27 protein-coding genes and 1 tRNA gene are annotated in these 24,801 nt (G+C 59.9%); 4 read left to right on the forward strand and 24 right to left on the reverse strand.

Annotated features, from left to right (window positions below):
• Positions 1 to 289 precede the first annotated feature (289 nt).
• The 5 genes from FFI97_RS25180 to FFI97_RS25200 all read right to left on the reverse strand — a co-directional run bounded on the left by FFI97_RS25180 (position 290) and on the right by FFI97_RS25200 (position 7,008).
• Positions 290 to 1,330 carry an AraC family transcriptional regulator gene (locus FFI97_RS25180; protein WP_260685171.1) on the reverse strand — a complete coding sequence of 347 codons (1,041 nt, stop codon included), beginning with the start codon at positions 1,328 to 1,330 and terminating at the stop codon, positions 290 to 292.
• Between the two features lie 408 nt (positions 1,331 to 1,738).
• Complete coding sequence (locus tag FFI97_RS25185) at positions 1,739 to 2,872, reverse strand: hypothetical protein (protein ID WP_260685172.1); 1,134 nt, start codon at positions 2,870 to 2,872, stop codon at positions 1,739 to 1,741.
• Between the two features lie 1,035 nt (positions 2,873 to 3,907).
• The gene (locus FFI97_RS25190; protein ID WP_139701105.1) at positions 3,908 to 4,261 is read right to left on the reverse strand and encodes an H-NS family nucleoid-associated regulatory protein; all 354 of its coding nucleotides are present in this window, start codon (positions 4,259 to 4,261) and stop codon (positions 3,908 to 3,910) included.
• Positions 4,262 to 5,229: 968 nt separating this feature from the next.
• Positions 5,230 to 6,582 carry a hypothetical protein gene (locus FFI97_RS25195; protein ID WP_260685173.1) on the reverse strand — a complete coding sequence of 451 codons (1,353 nt, stop codon included), beginning with the start codon at positions 6,580 to 6,582 and terminating at the stop codon, positions 5,230 to 5,232.
• Between the two features lie 93 nt (positions 6,583 to 6,675).
• Positions 6,676 to 7,008 (reverse strand): hypothetical protein, encoded by a 333-nt coding sequence (locus tag FFI97_RS25200; RefSeq protein ID WP_139701104.1) that lies wholly within the window; start codon positions 7,006 to 7,008, stop codon positions 6,676 to 6,678.
• Between the two features lie 134 nt (positions 7,009 to 7,142).
• Here FFI97_RS25200 and FFI97_RS25205 point away from each other — a divergent pair, with 134 nt between their 5' ends.
• Positions 7,143 to 7,496, forward strand: a complete 354-nt coding sequence (locus FFI97_RS25205; protein ID WP_139701103.1) for a helix-turn-helix domain-containing protein — start codon at positions 7,143 to 7,145, stop codon at positions 7,494 to 7,496.
• Positions 7,497 to 7,522: 26 nt separating this feature from the next.
• Here the strand turns inward: FFI97_RS25205 and FFI97_RS25210 are convergent, their stop codons facing one another.
• The 10 genes from FFI97_RS25210 to FFI97_RS25260 form a co-directional block, all read right to left on the reverse strand.
• Complete coding sequence (locus tag FFI97_RS25210; RefSeq protein WP_139701102.1) at positions 7,523 to 7,858, reverse strand: hypothetical protein; 336 nt, start codon at positions 7,856 to 7,858, stop codon at positions 7,523 to 7,525.
• Positions 7,859 to 8,408: 550 nt separating this feature from the next.
• Complete coding sequence (locus FFI97_RS25220) at positions 8,409 to 8,630, reverse strand: hypothetical protein (protein WP_139701100.1); 222 nt, start codon at positions 8,628 to 8,630, stop codon at positions 8,409 to 8,411.
• The gene (locus FFI97_RS25225; RefSeq protein WP_260685174.1) at positions 8,627 to 9,493 is read right to left on the reverse strand and encodes a hypothetical protein; all 867 of its coding nucleotides are present in this window, start codon (positions 9,491 to 9,493) and stop codon (positions 8,627 to 8,629) included. The genes FFI97_RS25220 and FFI97_RS25225 overlap by 4 nt, the downstream gene beginning before the upstream one ends.
• A gap of 98 nt (positions 9,494 to 9,591) precedes the next feature.
• A complete protein-coding gene (locus FFI97_RS25230; RefSeq protein ID WP_260685175.1) occupies positions 9,592 to 9,855 on the reverse strand; it encodes a hypothetical protein in 264 nt (87 codons plus the stop codon).
• An 8-nt stretch (positions 9,856 to 9,863) separates the two neighbouring features.
• On the reverse strand, positions 9,864 to 10,340 hold the full coding sequence (locus FFI97_RS25235; RefSeq protein WP_139701098.1) for a hypothetical protein: 477 nt from the start codon (positions 10,338 to 10,340) through the stop codon (positions 9,864 to 9,866).
• A complete protein-coding gene (locus FFI97_RS25240) occupies positions 10,337 to 10,597 on the reverse strand; it encodes a hypothetical protein (RefSeq protein ID WP_139701097.1) in 261 nt (86 codons plus the stop codon). The genes FFI97_RS25235 and FFI97_RS25240 overlap by 4 nt, the downstream gene beginning before the upstream one ends.
• Complete coding sequence (locus tag FFI97_RS25245) at positions 10,594 to 11,007, reverse strand: hypothetical protein (protein ID WP_260685176.1); 414 nt, start codon at positions 11,005 to 11,007, stop codon at positions 10,594 to 10,596. Before FFI97_RS25245 ends, FFI97_RS25240 begins: the two co-directional genes overlap by 4 nt.
• Before the next feature lie 140 nt (positions 11,008 to 11,147).
• Positions 11,148 to 11,873: a YqaJ viral recombinase family protein gene (locus FFI97_RS25250; protein ID WP_139701095.1), complete on the reverse strand. Its 726-nt coding sequence runs from the start codon at positions 11,871 to 11,873 to the stop codon at positions 11,148 to 11,150.
• Between the two features lie 123 nt (positions 11,874 to 11,996).
• A complete protein-coding gene (locus tag FFI97_RS25255; RefSeq protein WP_139701094.1) occupies positions 11,997 to 13,016 on the reverse strand; it encodes a DUF932 domain-containing protein in 1,020 nt (339 codons plus the stop codon).
• Between the two features lie 221 nt (positions 13,017 to 13,237).
• Complete coding sequence (locus FFI97_RS25260; protein WP_260685177.1) at positions 13,238 to 13,591, reverse strand: hypothetical protein; 354 nt, start codon at positions 13,589 to 13,591, stop codon at positions 13,238 to 13,240.
• Positions 13,592 to 14,185: 594 nt separating this feature from the next.
• Between FFI97_RS25260 and FFI97_RS25265 the strand changes: the two genes are divergently transcribed.
• From FFI97_RS25265 to FFI97_RS25275, 3 genes are all read left to right on the forward strand, one after another.
• Positions 14,186 to 15,643 carry a DUF3987 domain-containing protein gene (locus FFI97_RS25265; protein WP_221937720.1) on the forward strand — a complete coding sequence of 486 codons (1,458 nt, stop codon included), beginning with the start codon at positions 14,186 to 14,188 and terminating at the stop codon, positions 15,641 to 15,643.
• A 69-nt stretch (positions 15,644 to 15,712) separates the two neighbouring features.
• A complete protein-coding gene (locus tag FFI97_RS25270; RefSeq protein ID WP_139701092.1) occupies positions 15,713 to 16,894 on the forward strand; it encodes an inovirus-type Gp2 protein in 1,182 nt (393 codons plus the stop codon).
• A gap of 609 nt (positions 16,895 to 17,503) precedes the next feature.
• Positions 17,504 to 18,133, forward strand: a complete 630-nt coding sequence (locus tag FFI97_RS25275; protein WP_139701091.1) for a hypothetical protein — start codon at positions 17,504 to 17,506, stop codon at positions 18,131 to 18,133.
• 185 nt (positions 18,134 to 18,318) lie between these two features.
• Here the strand turns inward: FFI97_RS25275 and FFI97_RS25280 are convergent, their stop codons facing one another.
• The 9 genes from FFI97_RS25280 to FFI97_RS34130 all read right to left on the reverse strand — a co-directional run bounded on the left by FFI97_RS25280 (position 18,319) and on the right by FFI97_RS34130 (position 24,219).
• Positions 18,319 to 18,750: a transposase gene (locus tag FFI97_RS25280; RefSeq protein WP_139701090.1), complete on the reverse strand. Its 432-nt coding sequence runs from the start codon at positions 18,748 to 18,750 to the stop codon at positions 18,319 to 18,321.
• Positions 18,751 to 18,953: 203 nt separating this feature from the next.
• Positions 18,954 to 19,029, reverse strand: a tRNA-Thr gene (locus FFI97_RS25285).
• Positions 19,030 to 19,088: 59 nt separating this feature from the next.
• Positions 19,089 to 19,667, reverse strand: coding sequence for a ClpXP protease specificity-enhancing factor (locus tag FFI97_RS25290; RefSeq protein WP_139701089.1), 579 nt, complete (start codon positions 19,665 to 19,667; stop codon positions 19,089 to 19,091).
• 41 nt (positions 19,668 to 19,708) lie between these two features.
• Complete coding sequence (locus tag FFI97_RS25295; RefSeq protein ID WP_139701088.1) at positions 19,709 to 20,320, reverse strand: glutathione S-transferase N-terminal domain-containing protein; 612 nt, start codon at positions 20,318 to 20,320, stop codon at positions 19,709 to 19,711.
• Between the two features lie 95 nt (positions 20,321 to 20,415).
• Positions 20,416 to 21,192, reverse strand: a complete 777-nt coding sequence (locus tag FFI97_RS25300; protein ID WP_062473681.1) for a cytochrome c1 — start codon at positions 21,190 to 21,192, stop codon at positions 20,416 to 20,418.
• A gap of 37 nt (positions 21,193 to 21,229) precedes the next feature.
• Complete coding sequence (locus FFI97_RS25305) at positions 21,230 to 22,666, reverse strand: cytochrome b (RefSeq protein WP_062473679.1); 1,437 nt, start codon at positions 22,664 to 22,666, stop codon at positions 21,230 to 21,232.
• Between the two features lie 14 nt (positions 22,667 to 22,680).
• Positions 22,681 to 23,298, reverse strand: a complete 618-nt coding sequence (gene petA / locus FFI97_RS25310; protein WP_139701087.1) for a ubiquinol-cytochrome c reductase iron-sulfur subunit — start codon at positions 23,296 to 23,298, stop codon at positions 22,681 to 22,683.
• A 160-nt stretch (positions 23,299 to 23,458) separates the two neighbouring features.
• On the reverse strand, positions 23,459 to 23,770 hold the full coding sequence (locus tag FFI97_RS34125) for a response regulator transcription factor (protein WP_260685178.1): 312 nt from the start codon (positions 23,768 to 23,770) through the stop codon (positions 23,459 to 23,461).
• The gene (locus FFI97_RS34130; RefSeq protein ID WP_260685179.1) at positions 23,734 to 24,219 is read right to left on the reverse strand and encodes a response regulator; all 486 of its coding nucleotides are present in this window, start codon (positions 24,217 to 24,219) and stop codon (positions 23,734 to 23,736) included. The genes FFI97_RS34125 and FFI97_RS34130 overlap by 37 nt, the downstream gene beginning before the upstream one ends.
• Between the last annotated feature and the right edge of the window lie 582 nt (positions 24,220 to 24,801).

Raw genomic sequence — 24,801 nt, forward strand, 5'->3', positions numbered from 1 at the left:
CACTCCGCACGCAAGTTCCATCCTCTAGCAACTTGTGCGAAGCATCTAGGATCGCCGCCGCCCTCAAAGCCCCCATGGGGGCCCCCATCACTGTATCGATTCTGCAGGCACATCGCGAGCATCGACGAGCTGAATCAGGGCTTGCTGAGCACCACGAACTCGGGAGTCTTACAGCGCCATCACGATTGGCTGCTTCGATCGAGCGTGAAAAAAGGTCCACTTTCAGTGGGATCGGAGCGCATGCTGCACGATGTACTTCGTGCGCCCGGGAAAAGGCACACGCGTCGGTCTATTTGCGTTCACTGCCTCGTGGAGAAATTCCAAGTACACGCTTGTAGGCTCGAGCGAGGATAGCTCCAGTCGAATAGCCCACACGCTCGGCCACCTGGTCGAGCGAAATTCGCTGTTCGCGCAGCAGGCGAGCGGCCAGGTGGATGCGCCAGCATGCGAGGTAGCGCATGGGTGATTGATGCATTTGCGCCTGGAACCGAGTGGAAAACGTGCTGCGGCTCATATGGCAGAGCTCAGCCAGTGACTCCGCAGTCCACGGATGCGCAGGTTGAGCATGGATGGCTCCAAGCGCCGAGAGCAACCGCGGGTCCTCCAGGTCCGCGGCCAATGACCCGTCGGCGTACTGGCCTGTATCCGTACGTCGCAGCCAGTCCAGCACCATGTGCCGCATCAGAACCCCGACCGTCTCTGTCATGCCTACGCCTTTTCCGCCTGTGTGCCCATCAGCCATCCAGCGCACCAGGTCAGTCATGAACGGCAGCCAGGAAGTGGCGTCCGCTGCACGCAGATGCAGCACCGACGGTAAGGACGCTACCAGTGGATGAGAGGCCAGATTGGCACTCCAGTAGAAGCTCCCGCTCCAAACACTGTCGTTGCCGGCCACTTGCAGGTCATACGTCGACCCGCGCCGCGTCGGTCGACACGCCATCAGATCCTCGAAGCTGGAAGGCGGTGCAGCCGGATCGGAGAAAACGCGGTGCTTGCCACCGCGCGGCAGGAAGACGACATCGCCGTGCTTCAACGCCACGGCGGATTCATTGCCGAATTGCAGCCAGCAGTCATCTCCACCAATCACATAGATTGGTGCGCGTCGGCGACTGTCGATGTGCACGCAGAAAGAACGACCAAAACGAATCTGGAAGTTGAGAAATGGCTCGAAGCGAAGGCTCTGGACCATGGTTTCTCGGACCCCCTCCGCAGAGGGCGATGCGGGCCTCTTGAGCACCGTGGTCGCCGCCTGTGCGGAGCATCCGACGAAGGCATCATGTCGCCCCGTTGGCCTTTCAATCAGCTGAAAGTCCGAGTGCCATTCATGCATGGGTACCAGCTCCCTGGTCGGAGGTGCATGTGGGGCCATGGGCGCGGCCCACCACGGCAGGCCATCCACATATAAGTTTGACAGGCAGGTGCCATCGCCAGGTCCAGCCCCAGTATTTGGGACGCGATGAAGTCAACAGGTCCCATTGGACGTGAGACAGGGAAGATGGCACGGACAGATCTCCAACATGAAGGGGCCAAGGACTACCGCTCGTCGACGGCAATGCCTTGATCTGCGCCACGCGACGAGCGCAGTCGTACAGCAAAGGCAACGTCGTCGAGAGGGGAAAATGACGGAGTCGAGATAGCTACAGGAGCAGCTATGCGTGGCGGCATTGTTGGACTCAGCGCTGCCGCGCGCCATTCCCCCAAGGGGTACGATGAGAGCGATCTCGCGAACGTACGCGCCTTACGCGCGCAAAGCCCGGGCCAAGCTGTCCCAATCGGTCGCGCCCGCAACGTCAAGGATGACGCGCAGATGCTTCTTGAGCGCCGCCTGGCCCACCCCGGTGAGTGCGGTGCAGTCGGCGCGCGCGTGCCCCAACCCGGCCAAAGCCGCGATTTCGCGCTGAAGGGGACTGAGAGGCAGTTCCCGTATTCGGCGCACCACGTCGATCTGACGCATGCGCTGCAGTTGGAGAGTGAGCAACAGCTGTGCGGAACTGCCCGCCGTACCTGTTGGCGGATGCATTAGGTGTGCTTTCACGACCAGCACGCCGTGAGGTACAGGAATGCGGATGGGCTGGTCTGTCAGATCCGACCGCAACCCCAAGTGGCTGGCAATATCGGAGGGCAGTGGTGCATCCGAGCCGCCCTTGAGACCCACCCCCCGCAGGTTGGCGGTTTGCAGCAGCAGTCTTGCGGGTACATCGACCAGAACGGGGCGTCGGTCGGCGGCATCGAGCAGGACGTGCCCCACCAAACTGTCGATGCTATCGTTCCAAGGGGGTGTGGGTGCGCGTGCAAAGGCGCGGGCAAGGTGGGCCGTGGTGCGTTCGAGTACAGCGGCATTGTCTGCATCAAAGCCACGCGCGCCCGGCGCCCGGAACAGGCTGACCACAGCACGCGTGCGGCCAAGCACCTCCACCCGCATGTCCAGTACGTGGTGGTGACCACTGGCGCGAACCAGCAAGTTATAACTATTGGAACGAAAGTAGCTCGCATCGGGCGTGAGCAAACGGCCCACGCGCGGGCCGTCGGGCCGGGCAAGAGCAAACACGTTCGTTTCCCGTGCACCGACGAACAAACGTTCGAACTCGTTGAGAAACAGGTTCTGCGTCGATGCGGGCGAATCCTCATGAAAAAAACCCGCGGGAAGGCCTTGCTCGTCCATCCAGAACAGCGCGGCCGCATCGGCGCCGACGAGCGTGCGCAGCGCGCCACATACTTCCGGTGCAATTGGGGCAAGGCCCACGCCGAGCCGGCACAGCATATCCAGCTCGTGCCAGAGTTGCTGCTTGGCGACAACCGTACGTGCGTGCGCGGGAAGTTGCGGAACCATGGCCTCCTTGTCGATGGCTTGCCCTCGTTTTACTCTGTTCATAGCAAGGGAGCCTGAGATTACAAGATTAATTGGTCTCAGTGGTTTTGGGTGACTGACTGGCAACGTATCAGCACGTCTAGCAAGCCGAGATGGATGCCGCGAAATTACGAACATCTGGCTATCACTCCCGAGGGTGTGAAATGCTGCGCCGCACCAGGCCGAGAACGGCAGCAAGCGACGTGGCCTGCCCGTCATGACGGTGGGCGATGCCTCCCGAGAGCTGTGGCAGGCATCGATTCTTCGCAAGCTCGCGCCATCTCGCCAGTACTGAACTACGCAAATGGCGGCCTCTCGGTCGCCATTTTTCTAAAGCAGCAAACGCTGCCGCAGCCCTGACGCTCGAAGTTCGAGCTTGGCGTTCATGATGCCCGCAAGAGGCATTCCGAGTGCCCGGTTCACACCTATTCTTCTCTGCTTTTCTGAAGCAAAGATCCACGTGCTCCAGCTCCTGCTCGTTCAACAATCACCACCTTGGTCTCGGGGCTTACCTTCCGCGCTCAATGCGTGCATCTGTCCTGGACCTGCTCGTCACAGCCCTTATACACCGGCATCCCGCTTGGCGCCTTGGTCACGCCAGAGATCCGCGCAGCAAGAGAACTGCAGTCCCCTCGCCCAGCCCGAAGCCGATCACGGCGACACCTCAGGCGCGACCGACAAGTCCGAAGCCGCGGAGATTCGGTGATGCGTTGGTTGGTGTTTTTCCTGCTGGTCTTAGCGGTTGTGGGTACCTGCGTAGCACCCTTGATGCTAGCGGTCCCGGGACTCGACTGGCTCGAAGACGCCCGAGGCGCTGCAGTTGCGTTTGCCTTGCTCGCAGGGACATGGGTTTGCGCGTCGCTCTTGGTCGCCTACGAGAAGTACGCTCCAGATCCTGACGGGAAAGGATCGGAGCAATGAGCGCCACTGTGGACTTACCGACCGACCTCGACGTCTCGGCCTTCTCGATCACGGTCTCCGAAACCGCCACACCGACGGCATCGCCGTGCAGTGCGCACGACTCGATATTCGCCCCCTCCAGGGTCCGTAGCAGTCTTGCTACTTGGCGAGCAGTTCGTCGGCAGACTTACCCGCCTCAAGTGCGGCCTTGAACCATGCCGGACGTGGACCGCGTCCGCTCCAGACATTCCCTTGGCCGTCCTTGAACTTCGGCGCGGTCGCATCGCTGTTCTGCTTCTTGCCCATACGAATCTTCTTGCCCCCCCGCTTCACAGCCACCGACGCACGCCCCGCCGCCGCTCCAACGCCGAGATCAGCAGCCGTGAAGCCGTACACAGCAATGGCCTCCTTGATGCGGAGGAGCACGCCATCAGCCTCCTTCTTGCGCAGTTGTTCGGCCTCGCGTTGCAACTGTTCGATCTGTTTTTTCACTTGCAGGAAGGTCTTTGCCATAAGTTCGCCTCAAATTAAAGAGAAGCGCGAGCATATATGCGAAGTGCATTGGATCATGTCAGCGCACATCGACAAATCCAGGAACCGTGGGGTCAAGCAATCACCAATTGCCGCCGCGGCCCTGCTCACTCGTCTCAGGTCAACGGCACATGGGACATGAACTGCCATTCGGCCGATTTCGCCACCGCGATCGGGCACGAAGTCTGAAGAACATGGCCCATGTTGCTGATTCGACTGACTGCGGGCAAGTCGCGCGATAGGTCGCGAAATTTAGCTACCCGATACCCTGACGGGATGCTTGACGAGCCAAACGAAGCTGCATTTGGATCCCTAGTCGGCGTCATGCGGTTACTGATGAATTTTGTTTGGGTCGCATCATCAGCAAGGCAAAGCTGCTGATGTTCAAGTGAGCACTTGGCTGCACTTCGAGCCGTCGGATGACGCGTGTCTTGCGAAACACCGCGTCTAGCTCTTATGGTTGGTGGCGATCAACTACGGGGAGTTGATGCATGGGGCCAAGTATGAGGAACCTCATTTGGCACGGACGGGTTCTCGTCGGAAACGGGTCACTCCGTCAAGCACCGAGATCGCTCAACGGCATCCACCGAGGCGTGACAACGATCCGAGCACGACCGGAATTCAGTCGAATGAAGCGGGAACGCTCCAAGGCGCAAGAGTGGGCCATCAACCTCAACGACAGCTGATGAATCCTTGTCGAACAAAGAAAAATAGACGGGGCTTGGGGCGTTCAGAGCAATCCTCCACTCTGGGAGAATTGCTCTGCACCACCGGCGGAAAGTGGATCACGCTACGCGCGCTCTTTGTCTAGCGAAATGGATCCTGCGCACCGGATTGTCTCGGGAGCCAGATCGGTGTGCCAGGCGATCAAGCCCGTGGTTTGAACGACTCACGAGACAACAAATCCACCGACCCGCAAAGGGGAGATGGTCTTGTTGGTCATCGTTTCATCAAGGCTGCAGAGAGACGCCCATCACCACATAGTCAGTCTCGCCGTTCAGCACAGGTGTTGAAGTCCCTTGCTTGGTGCTGACGATCAGATAGACATACGTGGTGACTCCGCCAACGGCGTACTTGTAAACCTTGCCACGAATCACTGAGCCGTTTGCCGCATCAACACGGCCATTGCCGGTCAGTGCTTGAGCAAAACTCAAGTCGGGCTCATTGCTGTCTCCCGATGCGGTTTCAGTGAAGATGAAGGCGCCATCTGCTCGGATCTTCGAAGTGCCGTAGGAAGCGCAGTCTTCGTATTCCACAAAGTTCTTGCCGAACAGTTCAGTGGCATCGGTGACTTCTGTCAGTTCCGAGGACACATACACGTATTGGCTGGCCATTTTTGGATTCATGCCGCCCTTGTTGGCCGTACACAACTGACCGATCCGATTGCCCAGAAGCGACACATACCCGTTGAATGGACTGCCCGCACCCAACGCACTCAGATTGCCATCTGAATCGATACTGGCCTTCGCTGTGTAGCTGCCTCGGTTCAAATCGGGAATCGAGATGCCGAAGGTGTCATCCAGATTCTTGGAAGTGCCCATCTTGATCGCGGTCAAATTCGGCGTGGTGTACGCCGTCAATGAGAACGCTTCTTTCGTCAGCGCGGTACCGGATGCAGCCGCCTTGCCTGCATCAGCTTGCGTGACCCCTGCTGTCGTCAGAGCAACGCCGTAGACCTCGAGAAGACCGTCGACTGCATCGCCCTTGGTGGCGTTGAAGCCGGTGGTGATCGGGTCGAACCCGTCAGGCAGGCTCAGCTTGCCCGGCAAAGTCGCGATGACCGACTTGATCTTGCCGAGCGCATCCGAGAGCCCTGCCGGCGTGATTGCGCCACTCAACGCGCCTTTGCTGGCACTGGCAAACCAGGCCCCAGGCTCTTGCCCGCTCAGAGCGGCCACGATCAGGTCGGTCAGCGGCGTGATGTTGGAAACGCCAGGACCGCTGGCGACCGAGTACAGCGACGTCGTGCGTTCGACGCCGCCGGCCATGCCGCCGGATACCTGGATGACACAAGGGTAGTCGCTGTTGCGGGCGGACGTCTGCCAGGCCCCGGTGTTTTCCGTGACCGCCGTCGTGGTGGTGCCGGAAGCGCATTTCATGGTGACCTGACCACCGACGATTGGCAGGCCGACAGCGGCGGTGCCGCTGGATATCACGGCTGGCTCAGGAGTGGTCGTGGGGGGAACTATCCCGACCGGGAAACCGGAACCCCCACCAGATCCACCGCCGCCACCGCACGCGGCCAGAGCCGGAATCACGGCAGACGCTGCTGCCATTCGAATAGTGTTCTTGAGATTTTTCATTGATTGACGTTTTTCCAAACTGATTCCGGGCGCAGCCGGAAGCGAAAAGATGCAGGAGCAGCGCACTGCGCATGCTCTTGACATGGGGCCGGCCTATCGGCCAAAGGAATAGGTGAACGTGCCCTGGTTGGTGGCAACGGAAACTTCCTTCACGCTGCACGAGTAGGCAAAGAGCTTGACGCCGTTGCCGAACTTGAACGTCAACGGCAAGGGGTCGATGCCGCCCAACTTGGTCTTGCAGTTGCCGCGATTCACATCGAAGCCCTTGAGGACGACGTGATTGGCTACGGATTCGAGTTGAACGACCGAGACGCCTTGAACGACTTGGACGGAAACTTGAAAAGGGGTTTCGCTTGCATGAGAGGTAGCGGCAGTGGCGACGGCGATGGCGCCAGCCAAGGCAAGCTGTCGGAATGGGTGTTTCAACGTTTTCTCCTGGGTCAAAGTGTTGGTGGATGTAACCGAGACTATAAACAACCTTTTAGGTTGACTGCAGACCTTAAAAGTCCTTCCTCTTAGTAGGGCGATACCCAACCATTCCAGTTGGAAATGGAGGGCGTATGCCGCAAGAGGAAGAGAAGCGATTGGCCACTGCCGTAGGCCGGGCCATCGCGAAGCGACGCATCGCCAGCGAGCTCACGCAAGAGCGGGTGGCCGAGCGCCTGGGGATCGGCGTGGAAGCGATGTCGCGCATCGAGCGCGGTGTCGCCTTGCCTACCGTGCTCCGGCTGAGCGAGTTGGCCGAGATCTTCGAGTGCAACATCGCCGAGCTGCTGACGGAAACCAGCTCGCGAGCCACCGACCAAGCGAGCCACTTGGCGCGGCTGTTGTCCAAGCTCGGCAGCACGGATCGAACAATGGTGGTGGACATCGTCGAGACGTTGGCCCACCGGCTGGAACAACGCCGCCCCTGATACGCCAGCGCGCAGCCATCGCAGCTCTAGTCGGCGGGCGGGTCACTTGCCCGCTTCGGGTGTCCATCCGCCAGCATGATCGTGGTGCTTGCCCGACCGGGCTCGGTCATGATCCAGATCACAACGTTGTCGGCGATGACGTAGCGGGACAGCACACGCAGGCCCAGCAACAAGGCCAACTCGTTTTGCAGTGCGTCCTGCTCGGTGACATCGCCCCAATTGCCATGCAGATGGCGGGCGAGCAAGAGGACGCCCTCTGTTCCGACTCTTTCCAGGGCGGCCAAGGCGGCATCGGTGATGACTACCTTGCCGAGTTGAAGACGCGGCGCGGAACGTTCGGGTTCGACGGTGGAATGCGGCATGAGAAATCTCCAAAAGAAAGCCCGGCCAGCCAAAGGCTGCCGGGCGGGGATTGATGAAGAAAGCAGCAGATGTGCGTCGCGCAAATCGCGATTGCTTTGGGGTTCTCTGACGTGTTGCGGCAGGAAGGACCAACTCGTGGTGGCTAGAGGTCGGGCGATCGTCCTGGCCTGCCGAAGCTGTGGCCGCACGCTTGGCACTCGTAGTTGTCGAGCACATTGGTGTCGATGGCTTCGCCAACCGCGGCTCCGGCGGCACAGCCGGCCGCGCCCCCGAACAAGGCACCCATGAGGGCGCCAGCCAACCCGCCAAGGAGGGAACCGGCTGGGCCGGCGACCATGCCAAGGGCGGCACCGGCTTCAGCGCCCCCGAGTGCAGCAGCAGCACTACCGGCAGCCCCGGCGGCAGTGCCTACAGTGCTGCCTATCTTGCGGGCGTAGTTGTGAGCGTCGATCTCGGTAGAGTTGCATCGGGGGCAAGCAGAAGGGTGAGTCATGTCGGTCAGATGAAGGTGTTGAGTGAGTCGGGGTCCCTCGATGCACGGGGCGTTCGTCAAAATGGATCTCGCCTGGGCGGTCGATCCAGGTACATCGCGCCATTGACGCTCGCCAGGTAGGCCTCTTCCTCGAGCGCCCGATGCACCTGCTCCAAACGGTAGGGGTCGCCTTGTTTGCGGGCCAGGTCCGCGTGGTCCACGCGCCGAAAGAAGGCCTCATCGAGCTCAATCGAGGCGCCCTGCCCTTCGGCGGACATGCCCTTGCACGCGGCTGTCATGGGCGCACCTCCTTGAAGAAGATCGCCTCGACACGTTTGGCGCCGCTTCCGTGGGCGGGGAAGCCCACGATCGACGTGCGATCGCGTTGCTGACAGATACCGCAGTTCAAGCAGTCGGCATTGCCGGTACTGGCCGGACACACGATGACGTGACGTCCTGCTGGCGTGCGCGTGGCCTTCACGGCGCTAGGTGGCAGCACGACGACGACCGGTGCCACGCCGTGATCCAAGTACTCATCGGCCTGTCGAAGCGACTCGGCGCTGAGGTTCACCGTGAAACCGAGCCGGTTCGCCTGACGGATCGCGATCCGATTGGCGGGCGTCGGCAAGTAGTGGGTGTACGTGAATCCACGACGCCCCCGGTTCGCCATGGCCAGCCTCGTGAGCTTGCGACCGTCGATGACGCCGGGTGCCTCGGGCGTCAGGTCGCCCGCCTGGTTGTGACGCCACAAGGCATGGCGCCGCAGTGTGGAGATCTCCAGCAGCAGTTCATCGAAGGAGTAGCCTCGGCGTCCCTCAGAGACGCACTTCCAATGAATCGCCAAGGGTCCGCTTTGCGCGTAGCAGCCGTTGCCCTTGAAGCCACAGGTCGGTGGACACGAGTTCGCACTCGTGGTCGTCACCGGTATGGGCCCCGTCTTGCGGTTGCGGCTGACGCGCACCAGGTGATAGGTGCAGACGTCCTGCTCGGGGTGAGTTCCGAGTGCGTGAATCGGACGCTGTTGAAGCGACCAGTTGGGGTTCGGGCGAGCTTGGGCCCGCGCCATGATTGAGATGGACAAAGTCGAAGCCTCTGTGTTGTGAATGCCGCCGTCGCCGGCAGCGTCATGAAGTGCCGGTCCCGAAGGGCTGGCCAGACCCACGCGCACGCATCCACCACGCCTCAGGCCAGAGAGACCAGGGGCGGTGGGTTGTGCGCGGTACGTTGGTGCCACTGCAGGCAGTCAGCGGTCGTCGAGAGTCAATGCCCTTGCGTGGGCGAAGCTGCAGTTGGGCCTGCTTCGTTGCGACCAAGCCGTCTCGCCAGCTTGTCCCTCACCTCCACGGCGCAGCCATGCCAGGCACGACCACTGACCATGGGGGTGTCCAGTGCTTCGGGATCCGTTTCAGCCACGCGCCTGGCGTACTGCTCCAGCGCCTGCAACACGAACGCCTGGATCAACGCGCCGTGCGCCGAGTACGTCATCAGGTCGCTCACGAACTCGATGTTCGTGCGTGGATTCACGGGTGCCCTCATGAGGCCCCCCTGTGTCCGGTCCCGGTTAACGGAACGTTTGTCGACCTGGGCTCCCTGGGTCCAGGCCTGTAGGCACGCTCGATCTCGTGATCGCGCATCAAGGTGACCGGCCCGTCGCCCGAGCGATCGCAGACGCCGGCGGCGCCGCCCTTCTCGCTCTGCGCCTCGTCCTGGGAACACCGCCTTGCGATCGCTCGCGACCTGAAGTGATGAAATGCCCGAAGGGCCTCCTGCCGCTTCGATCCTCGGTACACCTGGCCCAGATGGCTGACGGTGACCGTGTACTCGGGGCAGGCTGCGGGGAAGTACACCCGCATGGGCTTGGCACGGTGGCTGTCGTGCGCAAACACTTCGATCTTCTCGGGGGTAAATTGGCTGCCATGGAGAATGACAACGCGGGCCTCCTGCAGATCCACGCCGTGCACTGCTTGCAGCCAGGCGTACTCGGCCTCGGGAACGACGATCGCGTTCATGGTTCGACCGCCTCGCACTGGGAGTGCAGGATCTCGAAGCCCGCGCCATCGATCAAGCCGGGGTCCAGCAGCATCACCAGGTCGTGGGCTACCGCCTGGCCTTGGCTCTGACCAGGGTTCTGACGTATGGCCGCCCATTCCAGCTCGCTCAAGCCGTCCTCCTGCGCACGGGCGAGGGCCGCCCGACGCAGTGCCTCTTCGTCGTACACCGTGATCTCGGCCGTGAACACCAGCGTCGCACGAGTCAGCTCTTTCATACGCCCTCCCCTGCAGGAGCCAGCGAGATCTCCGCGCCGAACGCCAGCGCGGCGTTGTCAGCGCCGGGCAGCCCGTTCTGCCGAATCCACCAGCCGGGCGGGTCGGATGGCACGGTCATCACACCCAGGTAGCCGTCCAATGCGCCGTAGCCGACCACCTTGGCGCGGCCGATGGCGTTGATATGGATGAAGATGTCCTGGCCAATCTGCGGGACGTCGAACTGCGCCGACCACTTGAGCATGTCCTTGGACAACGGGTTGCGCGTGTAGGCGGGCAAGGTGGTGTGCAGCCGGACACCGGTTTTGATGTGAGGGTTCATGGATGAGCCTCCTGAGGTGGCGACACCGTGATGCGCCGGGTTGAACAGACGTAAAAAAGCCCGCACGAAGCGGGCTGGGTGAGTGGTCATGGGAAGCAGAAGAAAAGAAGAAAAGAGGAAGGGAAGAAGGTGCGATGAGGTAAGGAACAAGGACGGCCGGAGGGGATGGCCAAGTAAGCTCGTGACGCCGGGTGGTCGACTGATCGAGCGGTGCCCTGTGTCTAGTCAACTCAGCACAGCGCATCGTCCAGCGGCCGACCATCTGCGGGCGGCGCCTGGTCCAGTTCCACGCAACGCCAGAACGCCCGCTCCTGCTCGATGAGTCGGGCAATGAGCGTTTCATCTCGTTCGATGCGATAGACCTGCAGTTCGTGGCCGCACATCAGCACCACCACATCGGCCGCTCGCGCGCCCGTGACGGCCAGCCGATGCAGCACCTGCAGGCGCAGGTACGTCGGGATGCCGCCGTCCCACAACTGGACGGTAGGGATCCCGACGGACACGCATTCGAGGAGTTGGACGTCGCTTGCGCCGACGACTTCTCGTCCGGCGGGCGCGAGCATCCAGGGGTGGTGCGGGTGCTGCAGCACTGCAGGTATTGCTGCGGGCGGGTGCAAGACCCTGCGCCCGGTCCTTCGGACATAGTGCGCCGCCATGAGCGGCTCGAGCTGCCGGCCCCAGTCAGTGAGCCTGTCGTCGCGCACTTGCGTCGGGTGCAGCAGATCCTGTCGGCCGGTCTTTTCCATCCACAGGCGCACGGGCGACTTGAAGGGATCCATGCCGACGGCAGCGGCCGCTTCGGCACTGGCGATGCCCGTATCGCTCGAGGCAAGACGCTCGAAGCGTCGATCGTCGATCGCAGCGACCGTCGCTGCCGGCTTTACCAATTGCAGCGATGCGCGGCTTCTCGACGAAGCTCGCACCGTGCGCAACCGCTCTGCACGTGTGTTCACCATGTTTGGTTCTCCTTGGAAGGTTGATGGAAGGTTCATTGGTGCCCAGCAAAAAGCCCCGTCCTCCTGATGGAGAGACAGGGCTTCTTGGGGCGAGGTGGAAGGTGAGTAAGGTGGGGCGAGGCTTCAGGACACAAGCTCCAGCGCACGGTCCAGCGCTCGTTGCTTCAAGGCCGCGCCTTGGCCGAACCAGGCACTGTCGAGCCGGGACTCGCGGCTGAGGGCTCGGCGCTCGTGATCGACGAATTCGGTCATGGCGCTGAGCAGCCCCCACGCCGTTCCCTTGGCTGCAGCGAGCTCGGCGCCGCGGCCATGGCCCTCGTAGAGAGATTGGATTTTCTTGAGCGCACGCTCGTGAGGCAGCACCTTGATCTCGGGGATGACAGTGGCGAACCCCTGCTTGCCCTCGCGCCCACTGGCGGTCGGTCCGCACAGCACCTGGAGGAAATAATCCGCGGCCTCCTTGTTCTTGACCTTGCGCTCGGACAAGAGCTTCATGCGGTACATGAAACCATCCCACTGCGACACCGCAATGCCCAGTTGGCGTTTGACCGCGTCGGCATCAAAGCTGCTGCGGTGCGGCACCCGGATAGCATCGCTCGCACCGTCCAGCGCGATGGACAAGGTGTTGTTGCAGACCACCCGCACCGTGGTGGGCGTGACGGTGGTCGCCAGCGTGCCGTCGCAGGAGGTGGCCAGCAGCAGATAGCCGTTGACGACGTCCGTGCCCTTGAGCACAGCCTGCTTGCCGGTGCGCGCCAGGGCCCAGAATTTCCGGCCCGCCTTGAGAACGCCGGCCGTCTCCATCTCGTAGCCCGAGACCTCGGTCAGATCCCGGTAGAACTCGAGAACGTCGCGGGGCTGGACCACCTGGTAGCGGCGGCTCACGACGGACAGGGGCAAACGCGTGTCGCTGCGATACAGCACCTTCTGGTCGCGAAACGACTCCAGGCTTTCAAAAGGTTGAATGGCCTCGGGCGCCTGGAGGTCCTGTGCCATGTAGCGCACGGGGGTTTCGCGAATGGTCCAGTCCATGCCGGCCTTGCGCGCCCAGACCTCCAGGGGTTGCTTGGGCGGCAGGGGGTTGCCCAACAGATGCCAGGGTGTTTCGCCTGCGTAAGCCATTTGTTCGATGAGGTGTGCCATGGGAGATTCCTTGTGAAGGGATAGACGGCTGAGTGAAGCGGTAGATTGCAGACGCGCACGGTCAAGCCGCTGCGACAAGGCAGCAGCAACAGCCCTATGCGAGCAACCGTGAAACGAGCGAGCGGGGAAGGGAAAGCGTGAACGCGAAGACCGCAGACGCGGGAGCGTTTCAGTTCGCGGCAGAAATTACGCGAAAGACCAGCAGGCCGGAAACCGACACGTCAAAGCGCCCTGGCGCCAAAGATATGGCCGCACTCGAGGCACTCGTGGTTGTCCAGGATATTGACGTCCACGGCCTCACCGACCGCCACCCCGCTGACCAACCCCGCCAGCGCAGCGCCGGCAATGGCCCCCAGCAAGGCGCCCGCCGGTCCTAAGACAGCGCCGACCAATGCACCACCTTGCGCACCGCGCAGCGCAGATGTGGCGCCCAGGGCCACGCCGGTTGCGGTGCCCAGTGCAGCACCTACTTTTTTTCCAAGGTCACGCTGCACGATCCGCTCGGACCGGCATTGAGGGCATTTGGACATGGTTGAGAATTCCTTTCGTCGAATCGAAAAATCAGTGATGAACATGCAAAACAGACAACCCGTGCCCCAAGTCGCACAGAAATGCAAAAAGGACACATTCAGGTGTTTGTTCAGCTATGTCATATATCGCTGAAAATTTCTGGAAACTCATTCAATCCGGGCACCAGCCCGAGCCAACGCCGTGGAGTTGTCGTGGCACGCGTACTTGCGCACCGATGGGCACAGCCCCATCGAGGTAAAGCTTCCAAATTTTGCCGACTGTCGATTGCAGGCCCCCCTGCACTCTCTGATGGGTCTACACCCGCGGATATGACACGCCGGCCGTCGAGGCGTGAACTGCCATAAAGGCCAAGGCTCGACAATCGCCAGCCTGGCGTGCACTGCGGCGCCTCAAAGAAGCGATGTACGGCCCAAGGAAAAGTCGATCTGGTTTGGTGCCGTGCAAGCATTGCCAAACGATGTCATGTCGGCAGCGGCGTCAGTGCGGCAAGTGGCGCACCGGGGTGCTCGAACTTCCGCTGATACGCGTACCCCATATCTCAAATCCCTTTTTTCAACCATCTTATTCACCGCAAAGAGCGAGGAGGAGGCCCCCGTGAAAAACGCACATGCATGTCGTCACTTGCCCAAAGAAATCACATGAGAAACGGGAAAGGCTCCATCGGAAATGCCTCGGAAGTTCCGGATTTTCCTTACACGGCTTTGCCCGGCTTGTTGGGCAGCGTGCTGCAAGAACGATCAAAGACGCCCAAAGATGATGCCATCGGCGCGTCCATACTCGAAGCCGTCAGTTCCTTGGTTTCATCGGGGCTGGCGGTCTATGACAAGCCAGGAGGCGGCACCGCGCCACTGACTTCGTTCGGCATCTTGCTGGCGTCTTCGGGCGCGGGCAAAAGTTTTCATCATGAGCCGCTAACCGAGGCCATATCTCAATGGTGCGCAAAGCACTCTGAGCAGACCCCCATAGCTCAATACCAGCAGAAGGCCGCACATCGGGTGTGGCAGAAGCGCGTGGCAATGTTCGACAAGGACATTCAAAAACGCTTGGTGAATGACGAAGGAACGGACGAGATCGAAGCGCTGCTCGCCAAGATGCTGGAACAGGAACCTCGTCCTGCTGTTATTCCGACTCTTCTGCAGGACGATGCCTCCATGCAAGCGGTACTGCGCAGCCTGGAGCATTGGCCTGTGTCCGGCTGGATTGTCGATGAAGGCATGATCGCGCTGAACATGCTCCGTACCAAGGACTTCCCAACTCTGGCAAATCTCTTTGGCGGCAAGGTGATCCGGCACAGCCGTGTCGACGAACCGCGCAAGGAAATCCAAGGCTATCTGACCATGTTGTTCATGGTTCAGCCTGGGCTTTTTAAATCGTTCTGCAAAAAGCGCGGCGACGAACTGAAGGCCAGTGGCCTAGATGCTCGTTTCCTGTACCACATCGTCCTCGACGAATGGATCGGCTCGGAACATCAGGAAGATGCCTTCATCGGTCGCGCGCATGCCGAGTACGGCGAGCGCGTGACCGCGATGTTGAACGACCTGAATACCCGCATTCGTTCCGGCAAGAAAGAAATTCCTTCCGTTGCGTTTGGCCGCAATGCGAAGACAAGCCTGCGTCACCTTCAAGATCGGAATCTTGATTTGATGTCGCACCCCGAACTTGCGCATTGCCGTGACTTTCTGGCGAAGATGACAGGACATATTGCCCGCATGGCTGCCAAGAACCACGTGTTCCTGGGACGTGACGGAGATATATCGGTCGAGTTGATCGAAAGCGCGGAGCAAATTTGCTGGTATCACTTTGAAGCGTATCAGTGGACTCACAACCCCCTTGACCAAGAGTTGCAGCGCGAGCGTGATGCAGCCGCCCTGGCGCAGTGGCTGCAGAGAATTGGTCTACGGCAATTCAACTATCGGCACCGCAACGAGATTGCAATTAGATTGGGAATGACGCAGCCCCGCCTACGCAGCGCAATCGGGGAGTTGTTCAACCAGGATCGTGCTCGTTTCTTGACGATAAAGGGCACGCACTTCATCGAAGTGCTCCCTCCGTTTGACGCACTGGACAATGTCCTGAGCCGTGGCGGCATACATTGAGAGGGCTCATTGAGCAAGACGACTCTAAAAAAATAATCAATTTCTCTTCTAGCCTTGAGCAGATGACCCATGGTGAACAGAAAAAATAATGAAGACCTCGACCTGATTAGCGATGGCAGTGATGAAATTCGCGGAATAGTGAGGAATCTAGAGCGAAACATGGGCATTGCCTATGGCCTCAACGGCAAAGCCTATCGGATCGGGGCAGGCGTCAATATGCTCATTCTCCAAATCAAGTTCATGCAGTGCGTGATCGAGACAGATCAACTGCCTTTCGAGATCAGGCGTAATATCGACGACACGATAGATATCGTGGAAGGCGAAATGGCTAGGTATGCAGAATTGCTACCCGCATTCGAACGGCTGGTCTTTGACGGTTTGGCTTTGTCACCAGACCTAGACTTATTTCATCGTGTCTACTCCATGCATGCCATCGGCCAATTTCGTGCTGCATATGAGCAATTGATTGGCAGAGGGGCTGCAGAAATCTTCAACGACTTCGTGGTGGCGCTGCGAGCGGAGGGAAAGCGTAGCGGCGTCAAGCGTTTGATGCAAAGTTGGCGACGTAATTCCAGCGAAAACTCCAAGCGGCTGAAAGTTTATATCAATACCTTGCATGATCGCTATGCGCACCTGACGGTAATTCGCCTTGACCTAAGATATCGACAAGCGGCATGCCGGGACATCGTACAGGCGAAGGAATGGAACGCGATACTTCGAGATCGAAATATTCGAGAGCGTACAGCGTTATCCCAAGAAGAGGCGCTTGATGATTACGGCGATGATTTACCACGCGTAGATATTATTACTGCGACGGAAGACTGGCGTCACCTCAAAGACAATATGCGTGGCAAGCCATCACTATTCCGGAACTTGGCCGGCTACGCCTGCTCCGTCGAATTCTCCAGCACAGGAGGGCACTACTTGCATGCAGCATTGATCTTTGACGGCTCAGAGATCATGCAGCATGAATGGCTTGGCGAATTGATCGGGGGATACTGGGTAGAGCTAACAGGCGGACGTGGCTATTACCACAACTGCAATCGCCACGCCTCCAAGTTCCCAGGGACCGGCCTGATAAGCCATCACGACATAGAAAAGCGCCGCGATCTGATGCACGAACTGATGTGTTTGGCGAAGAAAGATCAGTTCGTTCGCGTGAAGGCATCACCGAAATCCAAGACCTTCATGACAGGGCATTTGCCGGGACCGTTGTTTGGACGCCCTGGGCGGCCGCGTACCAGGGCGTGAATGCCCGCCCGATGGGGCACAAGTTGATACCAACGGCATAAAAATCTAAGGTTCATGAAAAATTTTTCACATCCAAAATGGTTCTCAATGAATGAGAACCATTTTGGATGTGCATTTTTCCGTTTGCTCTAGCACTTCTCATGCGTAGCCAGGAGAGTCAGGAGGCGTTTCACGACTCAGTGTTGCTCGCGCTAAGGGAACGGAACCACCAGCGTTGCAGCACAAATTGGGCAGCAACCATCGCATTGTCCAGGTTGGGAAATTTAAGTGGCGATCAGTGGAGAGGATGGGCTGGCCTTCGGCGGATATTTACGGCTTGAATCTCCCACGCACCCTAGCGCATCATCTCTTGCAGCAGCGACATAAAATCCCTTAAAGAAAGACAAAAATTATCAACACCGACATCGAAGGTCGTCGGGGTTTTCGTCTTGTGCGACATGATTTCAGCAACCTCTTATATTGCTTCTTATGAAATAGATAAGAAGACGGCCAACGAACAGGATTCAACTCATACCAGATACCAAAGGTCAATGGAAGTGCATTTGAGATTCACATTCATTAAAAAATATCTGGGCCACTGATTCGTTGGCATAACCAACGAGATCAAGCATGTTCGATAAAAATGGATACCCTGAAAACTCACAGTACGACGATGAATTAAGGAGCCGCAGGACAACTCAAGCAAGGATGCGGAGAAATAGACACAGTGGACTGGGCTTCGAGGAAGAGATGTTCATCAACAGCTCTCGCCATCTGATATTGCACATTACCACGAGCTATCAGAGAAAATATCGAAATGGCGTGACGCTTAGTACAATACAAAATCACCGAGACCTGTTTCTTCGTCACATAAAGGAGTACCCCACTGCTTTGCTGCAGATGGTTCGAGGAATCATCTGGAAATTAGAAGAAGGAGATCGCTCTGGATTGCATTTGCACCTCTTAATCTTTTATTCGGCGCAACGCAAGTCTGACGTGATAGTTGCCCAAGAGATTGGCGAGCATTGGGTCAATGAGGTGACACGCGGATGGGGTGACTACTGGAATACCAATGCCAACAAAGAAAAACTGAAACGCTGGGGCGTCGGCATAGGGCAAGTCAACCGCCATGACAACTCGAAGAGAGAGTCGTTGCAGGCGTTCATCGCCAATTACATGGCTAAGGCAAACCAAGTACCGCGAAATCGGACAGAGGACGACAAGCTCTTTGGCATGAGATTTTTTGACCGCCTTCGTTAAGGCATATCCCCACGGCTGATCAGTTGACATCAGCCTCACTGTCGATTCAGTCAGTGCGCAACCAAGTCGTGTTTTCAAAAAATAAGTGAATCTGCCTGCCCCTTGCGGGCAGACAGATTTCATTGGTTTTTGACAATTTACTGCGGCTGCCTAAAAACAGCCATCGGCGTAGTCAGTCTCGCCTCTCAGCACAGGTGTCGAGGTGCGACCGTGTGCGGGTGCCGAGAGCGGGGGAGGTGCTGAACTGGAAGATAGGCCGCCAGTAATGAGGCGTCGATGCCATCGCTCTTTGTTGACGTGAGCCAAGTACTCGATACGAAATGGATTTCGACCATGAAGGCGTGGTTCTTTGTCGGATCGATTGGCGCAATAGCTTGAATCCAGTAAAGCCCTGCCCGCGGAAAGTGCCTGACAGTTCCCCCCTTCTGCTCCAGAGAATACTTTGGCGTCGAACGCGCATAGCTCTTTGGTCGATCGAACCGCCGCTCGTACTCACGGCGCCATCCCTTCAATGCATTCTTGGTCGGGTACCCCAATTGACGAATGGTCTCGCCGATGCGTTTGCCGAGCTTGATGTACAGCTCAACCGCTCGAATTCTGTCTTCGTATGAGTACATGAACCTCCTGGCAGTCCAAGTTTTTGTCCGCCCCCCCGTTGTGCCCACTTTTTTACTCCGCTCCCCCAAACATGCCCCCACATGCGTCGGATTCAGGCACACTTTTTCGGACGACTTCGAGCATTCATAGCGGGCAAGACGAGGCTCCTTCGAGCGAAAAAAGAAAAAGCCCGGCCGTCCTTGGACGTTACCGGGCTTTGTTTTGGTGCCGCTTGTCGGAATCGAACTGACGACCTTCCGCTTACAAGGCGGGTGCTCTACCAATTGAGCTAAAGCGGCTGAAAGAAAGCAGTGCTGAAGGTGATTGTAAGCGGCCGGTTTTGGGACCGACCACGTCGTCACTTGACACGCTTGAGCGAGGGCCGGGTGCCGCCACCAGCCGGCGGGCGCGGCGGCTCGTCGGTCGGATCGGCAGGCTCTGAGCTGGCATCGACCGTCTCGTCACCGTCTTCGCCCGTCACCAGGTGGAACACCTTGCTGGCATCGCCTTCGGTACCGCGCGAGGCATCACGCAGCGGCATGCGCGGCGCGCTGTTCGGCGAAGAAGCGGCCGTTGCAGCGTCATCGTCACCCTCGCCCGACGTGGCCGCCGGCACGGGTGCCGGAAACGCCATGCCCTGCCCGTTTTCACGCGCATAGATCGCGATCACGCGGCCAACCGGCACGCTGATTTCGCGCGCCGTGCCGGCGAAGCGGGCCTTGAACTCGATGAAGTCGTTGCCCAGCTTCAGCGAGCTGGTCGCGTCGAAGCTGATGTTCAGCACGATCTCGCCGTTCTTCACGTACTCGCGCGGCACCTGGACGGTGTCGTCGACCAGCACCGCGACATAGGGCGTGAACCCGTTGTCGGTGCACCACTCGTACAGCGCCCGGATAAGGTACGGGCGGGTGGAAGAAGACTCGAGCGCGTTGATCATGAAGGACGGCGAAAAACGAAGGAAGCAAGCACGCAGCTTACTTACTTTCGCATGACCTTTTCGGAAGGCGTCAGTGCTTCGATGTAGGCCGGACGCGAGAAGATGCGTTCGGCGTACTTCAGCAGCGGTGCCGCGTTCTTGCTGAGATCGATGCCGTAGTAGTCGAGACGCCACAGCAGCGGTGCGATGGCCACGTCGAGCATCGAGAAGTTGTCGCCCAGCATGTACTTGTTCTTGAGGAACACGGGGGCGAGCTGCGTGAGGCGGTCACGGATGTGCGAACGGGCCTTTTCGAGCGCCTTATCGTTGCCTTTGGTGTTCCGATTTTCAAGCGTGGCGACGTGCACGAACAGTTCCTTCTCGAAGTTGAGCAGGAACAGACGCACGCGGGCGCGGTCGACCGGGTCGCCGGGCATCAGTTGCGGATGCGGGAAGCGCTCGTCGATGTACTCATTGATGATGTTCGACTCGTACAGGATCAGGTCGCGCTCGACCAGGATCGGCACCTGGCCGTACGGGTTCATCACGCTGATGTCTTCGGGCTTGTTGTAGAGATCGACGTCGCGGATCTCGAAGTCCATGCCCTTTTCGAACAACACGAAGCGGCAGCGGTGGGAGAAGGGGCAGGTCGTTCCTGAATACAAGACCATCATGGCGAGAGACTCCTAAAAATCAAAAAGAGTGGGTCGCCTGGGCAACCCACTCTGTGGGACCGGACGCACGAGGCGCCCGGTCGGCGTGAACGGAATTACTTGACGTCTTTCCAGTACGAGGCGTTCAGTCGCCATACGAAAACCACCGACATGGCCAGAAACAGCAGCACCCAGACGCCGATGCGCACGCGGGTGTTCTGTGCCGGCTCGGCCATCCACTGCAGGTAGCCGACGAGGTCGCCCACTGCGCTGTCGAACTGCACCGGGGTCAGCGTGCCGGGGGTCACTTGCTCCCACTTGCCCGTGAACACGTCGGTGGCATGACCGTGCTGCTCGACCTTGGCGTGCACCGGCAGGCGCTCGCCCTGCAGCTCCCACAGCGGGTTCGGCATGGCGACGCTCGGGAACAGCAGGTTGTTCCAGCCGGTGGCCTTGGTGTCGTCGCGGTAGAAGCTGCGCAGGAAGGTGTACAGGTAGTCGGGGCCCGTGCCGCCGTGGCCGGCGCGCGAACGTGCGACCAGCGTCAGGTCGGGCGGCGTGGTGCCGAACCATTCCTTGGCCTGGCGCGCGTCGATGTTGGCCTTCATGGTCTCGCCGACCTTGTCGGTCGTGAACAGAAGGTTGTCCTTGATCTGCTGCTCGCTGATGCCGATGTCCTGCAGGCGGTTGTAGCGCATGAAGGCGGCCGAGTGGCAGTTCAGGCAGTAGTTGACGAACAGCTTGGCGCCGTTCTGCAGGGCCGCTACGTCGGTGGTCTTGTTGGGCGACTTGTCCCACGCCAGACCGCCCGATTCGGCGGATGCGGCCGCGGAGAAGGTCAGGCCCAGTGCCAGACCCATGACAGCGAGCCAGCCGGAAATTCTTTTCTTCATCGTGTTTCTCTCAAGCTCTCTTGCACTTGTGCGCGCATCAATGGGCGGCGAAGACCACGCGCTCGGGCACGGTCTTGAATTCGCCCTTGCGGCTCCACCACGGCATCAGCAGGAAGAAGCCGAAGTAGAAGAGCGTGCCGATCTGCGAGATGGTCTGGGCGATGTCCAGGGCGAACGAGCCGATGACCAGGTTGCCCCAGACGCCAGGCGCCTGGATGCCCAGGTAGCCCAGGATCAGGAAGAAGAACACGAACACGCCGTAGACATACTTGTGCCAGCTCGGACGGTAGCGGATCGACTTGACTTCGCTGTGGTCGAGCCACGGCAGGAAGAACAGGATGATGACCGAGCCGCCCATGATGACCACGCCCCAGAACTTGGCGTCGAAGGTCTTGAGCAGGAAGATAACGACGGCGGCCACTACCACGGCGGCAACCTTCAGACCCATGCCCGACTTGCCCTTGATGAAGTTCCAAACGGCAGCGGCCGCGATGATCAGCGCGAACACGTTGACCATGTCGTCGGTGGTGGCGCGCAGCATCGAATAGAACGGCGTGAAGTACCAGACCGGAGCGATGTGGTTCGGCGTCTTCAGCGAGTCGGCCGGGATGAAGTTGTTGTACTCCAGGAAGTACCCACCGGCTTCAGGCGCGAAGAAGATCACGGCCGAGAAGATCGTGAGGAACACCACCACGCCGAAGATGTCGTGCACCGTGTAGTACGGGTGCGACGGGATGCCGTCGAGCGGATGGCCGTCAGGACCGCGCTTGGCCTTGATCTCGATGCCGTCGGGGTTGTTCGAACCCACTTCGTGCAGCGCGATCAGGTGGGCCACCACGAGGCCGAGCAGCACCAGCGGCACGGCGATGACGTGGAAGCTGAAGAAGCGGTTCAGCGTGGCGTCGCTCACGACGTAGTCGCCGCGGATCAGCAGGGCCAGGTCAGGGCCGATGAACGGGATGGCGGCGAACAGGTTCACGATCACCTGGGCGCCCCAATAGGACATCTGGCCCCAGGGCAGCAGGTAGCCCATGAAGGCTTCGGCCATGAGGCACAGGAAGATCGCGCAGCCGAACACCCAGATCAGCTCGCGCGGCTTGCGGTAGCTGCCGTACATGAGGCCGCGGAACATGTGCAGGTACACCACGATGAAGAACGCCGAGGCGCCCGTCGAGTGGATGTAGCGGATGAGCCAGCCCCAGGGCACGTCGCGCATGATGTACTCGACCGATGCGAACGCCTGGTTCGCGTCGGGCTTGTAGTGCATGACGAGGAAGATGCCGGTCACGATCTGGATCACGAGGACCAGCATCGCGAGCGAGCCGAAGATGTACCAGAAGTTGAAATTCTTCGGCGCGTAGTACTTGCCCCACTGGTCGTTCCAGAGCTTGGTCAGCGGGAAGCGGTTGTCGACCCAGTTGAGCAGCTTCTCGCCGGCGGGAGCGTTGGGGGAAACTTCGTGAAATTCAGCCATGTTCGTGGTCTCCCTCAGGCCTTCTTGCTGTCGTCGCCGATGAGCAGGCGCGTGTCGGACAGGTACATGTGCGGAGGCACAGGGAGGTTGTCAGGCGCGGGCTTGTTCTTGAAGACGCGACCGGCGAGGTCGAACGTGGAACCGTGGCAAGGGCAGAGGAAGCCGCCTTCCCAGTCGTTCGGCAGCGAGGGTTGCGGGCCGGCCTGCAGGCGATCAACCGGCGAGCAGCCGAGGTGGGTGCAGATGCCGACCACGACCAGCACGTCGGGCTTGATCGAACGATGGCCGTTCTGTGCGTACTTGGGCGTGAATTCGTCGGGGTGACGCTTGGAGAGCGGATCGGCGAGCTGGCCATCGAGCTTGGCGAGTTCGGCGACCTGGTCAGGGCTGCGCTTGAGGATCCAGACCGGCTTGCCGCGCCATTCGACGGTGATCTTTTCGCCGACCTTGAGGGTCGAGATGTCCACTTCGACCGCGGCGCCCGCGGCCTTGGCCTTTTCGGACGGCTGGAATGTGCTCACAAAAGGGATTGCGGTGGCCACGCCGCCCGCTACGCCGGCACAGCTGGATGCGATCAACCACGTCCGCTTGCTTGTGTCGATCCGGGGCGAGCCGGAGGTCATGTCACTCATGGGGATCCTCTAAGTCTTCTTCGCTGGAGCAGGGGCTGACCTTTGCCACAGCAAGGTCAACCCGAGATTGTAGCGGGGCGCAAAAGGGTTTTTCAATGATTGCCGCGCGTGCGCACGGCGCCGCAGCACGTGCGCGACAGCACGCGACGGCCCTCGGCGCTCAGCTCAGCAGCCCGTACTGGGTCGCCTGCCGGACGGCCTGGGTTCGCGACTTGACGGCCAGCTTGCGGTAGATCCGCTTGGCGTGGAACTCGACCGTGTTGATCGAGAGGCAGATCGCTTCGGCAATCTGCCGATTGCTCCAGCCTTGCGCGATCAGGCGCAGCACATTGAGCTCCCGAGGTGACAGCAGCCCGGGAGCAGGCATCGTGGGCGAGACCGTGTCGCCGTCGCGCAGCGCGGACTCGACACCCTCCGGTTTCGCGGACGCAGCAATCAGGCCGAGGACGCGGCGCGCGACGCGCGCGTCCATCGGCGAACCGCCGCGCTCGATCGAGCGCAGCAAAAAAAAAGTTCAGCATCGTCGGCGCTCGTCAGCAGATAGCCGGAGGCTCTTGACGAGATCGCGGCTTCGACCAGCAGGCGGTCGTCGCCCCTCGACATGGCGATGGCGTCGATCTGCGGGTAGGTACGCCGCAGGTGCGACAGGAGCACGACGCCGCCGTTATCAGTTAGGTGCATGTCGACCAGCACCAAGTCGTAGGGCAACGCGGCCAGCAGACGGATCGCTTCCGTGTGCGTGGAGGCGATCACGACGCGGCGACCCGGAGCCAGATCGCAGAGAAGGCGTCGCATGCGGTCGGCCAGGGCCAGGTCGCCCTCGACGATCAGGGCACCGAAGAAGGCACAGCCCAAGGCGGCGTACCGGCCGGTGAGTGCCGGCGCCGAGTGTGCGCTGCTGGCAGACAGCTGATTCATCATGAGCAGACGCCTCCGATCACGCCGCCGACCACGGGCCCGCGCACTCGCAAACCCTTCGCGACCCCACCTTCAGACAATCGAACCACGCATATCCCCTTGTTGTGCCCCGCGGCCTATCTTGAATGTCAACTTTCGTTTCGGGGTACTGCAGGAACGATGCCTGGGAGTCGGCCAGGCGGCCCATCACAACAATGGCTCGGTGAGTGCGTTGATTTCATTGAAGAAATGCGGAGGCAACACCGGCTGCCCCGCGGATAAGAGGTACGCACCAGTCGTCGCCGTTACGGTCGTCGCAGGCGGAACGTTACGTAGCATTGAGATACACATGCACCCGTCACACTCCTCCACAAAAATCGAGGCAATACACGGTTACAAGGAGGCCGTGGCAAACGCCCCATCCTCCAGGCCAAATTAGTTGCGGCACACTTCTGATGCTGCTAACCTCAAGTCAAGAGCATAAAAACCCTTTGAGAGGATCACTGTGAAGACGAACAAACTGGTTGCTACCGTCGCCCTTGCCACCCTGGCAATCTCGTCGGCTTTTGCCCAAACGCAGGTTACCCCTGCGCCTGCAAGCAACAA

The sequence above is a fragment of the Variovorax sp. KBS0712 genome (genome assembly GCF_006323185.2).
Classification (GTDB): domain Bacteria; phylum Pseudomonadota; class Gammaproteobacteria; order Burkholderiales; family Burkholderiaceae_C; genus Variovorax; species Variovorax boronicumulans.

Excerpts from the sequence above, each read along its gene's own strand:
- FFI97_RS34130 (WP_260685179.1), bottom strand. The coding sequence starts at position 24,219 with ATGATGAATCAGCTGTCTGCCAGCAGCGCACACTCGGCGCCGGCACTC.
- FFI97_RS25300 (WP_062473681.1), bottom strand. The coding sequence starts at position 21,192 with ATGAAGAAAAGAATTTCCGGCTGGCTCGCTGTCATGGGTCTGGCACTG.
- FFI97_RS25265 (WP_221937720.1), top strand. The coding sequence starts at position 14,186 with ATGAGAAACGGGAAAGGCTCCATCGGAAATGCCTCGGAAGTTCCGGAT.
- FFI97_RS25280 (WP_139701090.1), bottom strand. The coding sequence starts at position 18,750 with ATGTACTCATACGAAGACAGAATTCGAGCGGTTGAGCTGTACATCAAG.
- FFI97_RS25185 (WP_260685172.1), bottom strand. The coding sequence starts at position 2,872 with ATGAACAGAGTAAAACGAGGGCAAGCCATCGACAAGGAGGCCATGGTT.
- FFI97_RS25245 (WP_260685176.1), bottom strand. The coding sequence starts at position 11,007 with ATGACCACTCACCCAGCCCGCTTCGTGCGGGCTTTTTTACGTCTGTTC.
- FFI97_RS25195 (WP_260685173.1), bottom strand. The coding sequence starts at position 6,582 with ATGAAAAATCTCAAGAACACTATTCGAATGGCAGCAGCGTCTGCCGTG.
- FFI97_RS25210 (WP_139701102.1), bottom strand. The coding sequence starts at position 7,858 with ATGCCGCATTCCACCGTCGAACCCGAACGTTCCGCGCCGCGTCTTCAA.
- petA (WP_139701087.1), bottom strand. The coding sequence starts at position 23,298 with ATGAGTGACATGACCTCCGGCTCGCCCCGGATCGACACAAGCAAGCGG.
- FFI97_RS25235 (WP_139701098.1), bottom strand. The coding sequence starts at position 10,340 with ATGAACGCGATCGTCGTTCCCGAGGCCGAGTACGCCTGGCTGCAAGCA.
- FFI97_RS25295 (WP_139701088.1), bottom strand. The coding sequence starts at position 20,320 with ATGATGGTCTTGTATTCAGGAACGACCTGCCCCTTCTCCCACCGCTGC.
- FFI97_RS25305 (WP_062473679.1), bottom strand. The coding sequence starts at position 22,666 with ATGGCTGAATTTCACGAAGTTTCCCCCAACGCTCCCGCCGGCGAGAAG.
- FFI97_RS25270 (WP_139701092.1), top strand. The coding sequence starts at position 15,713 with ATGGTGAACAGAAAAAATAATGAAGACCTCGACCTGATTAGCGATGGC.
- FFI97_RS25255 (WP_139701094.1), bottom strand. The coding sequence starts at position 13,016 with ATGGCACACCTCATCGAACAAATGGCTTACGCAGGCGAAACACCCTGG.
- FFI97_RS25275 (WP_139701091.1), top strand. The coding sequence starts at position 17,504 with ATGTTCGATAAAAATGGATACCCTGAAAACTCACAGTACGACGATGAA.
- FFI97_RS34125 (WP_260685178.1), bottom strand. The coding sequence starts at position 23,770 with ATGGACGCGCGCGTCGCGCGCCGCGTCCTCGGCCTGATTGCTGCGTCC.
- FFI97_RS25250 (WP_139701095.1), bottom strand. The coding sequence starts at position 11,873 with ATGGTGAACACACGTGCAGAGCGGTTGCGCACGGTGCGAGCTTCGTCG.
- FFI97_RS25205 (WP_139701103.1), top strand. The coding sequence starts at position 7,143 with ATGCCGCAAGAGGAAGAGAAGCGATTGGCCACTGCCGTAGGCCGGGCC.
- FFI97_RS25180 (WP_260685171.1), bottom strand. The coding sequence starts at position 1,330 with ATGCATGAATGGCACTCGGACTTTCAGCTGATTGAAAGGCCAACGGGG.
- FFI97_RS25290 (WP_139701089.1), bottom strand. The coding sequence starts at position 19,667 with ATGATCAACGCGCTCGAGTCTTCTTCCACCCGCCCGTACCTTATCCGG.
- FFI97_RS25190 (WP_139701105.1), bottom strand. The coding sequence starts at position 4,261 with ATGGCAAAGACCTTCCTGCAAGTGAAAAAACAGATCGAACAGTTGCAA.
- FFI97_RS25220 (WP_139701100.1), bottom strand. The coding sequence starts at position 8,630 with ATGACAGCCGCGTGCAAGGGCATGTCCGCCGAAGGGCAGGGCGCCTCG.
- FFI97_RS25240 (WP_139701097.1), bottom strand. The coding sequence starts at position 10,597 with ATGAAAGAGCTGACTCGTGCGACGCTGGTGTTCACGGCCGAGATCACG.
- FFI97_RS25260 (WP_260685177.1), bottom strand. The coding sequence starts at position 13,591 with ATGTTCATCACTGATTTTTCGATTCGACGAAAGGAATTCTCAACCATG.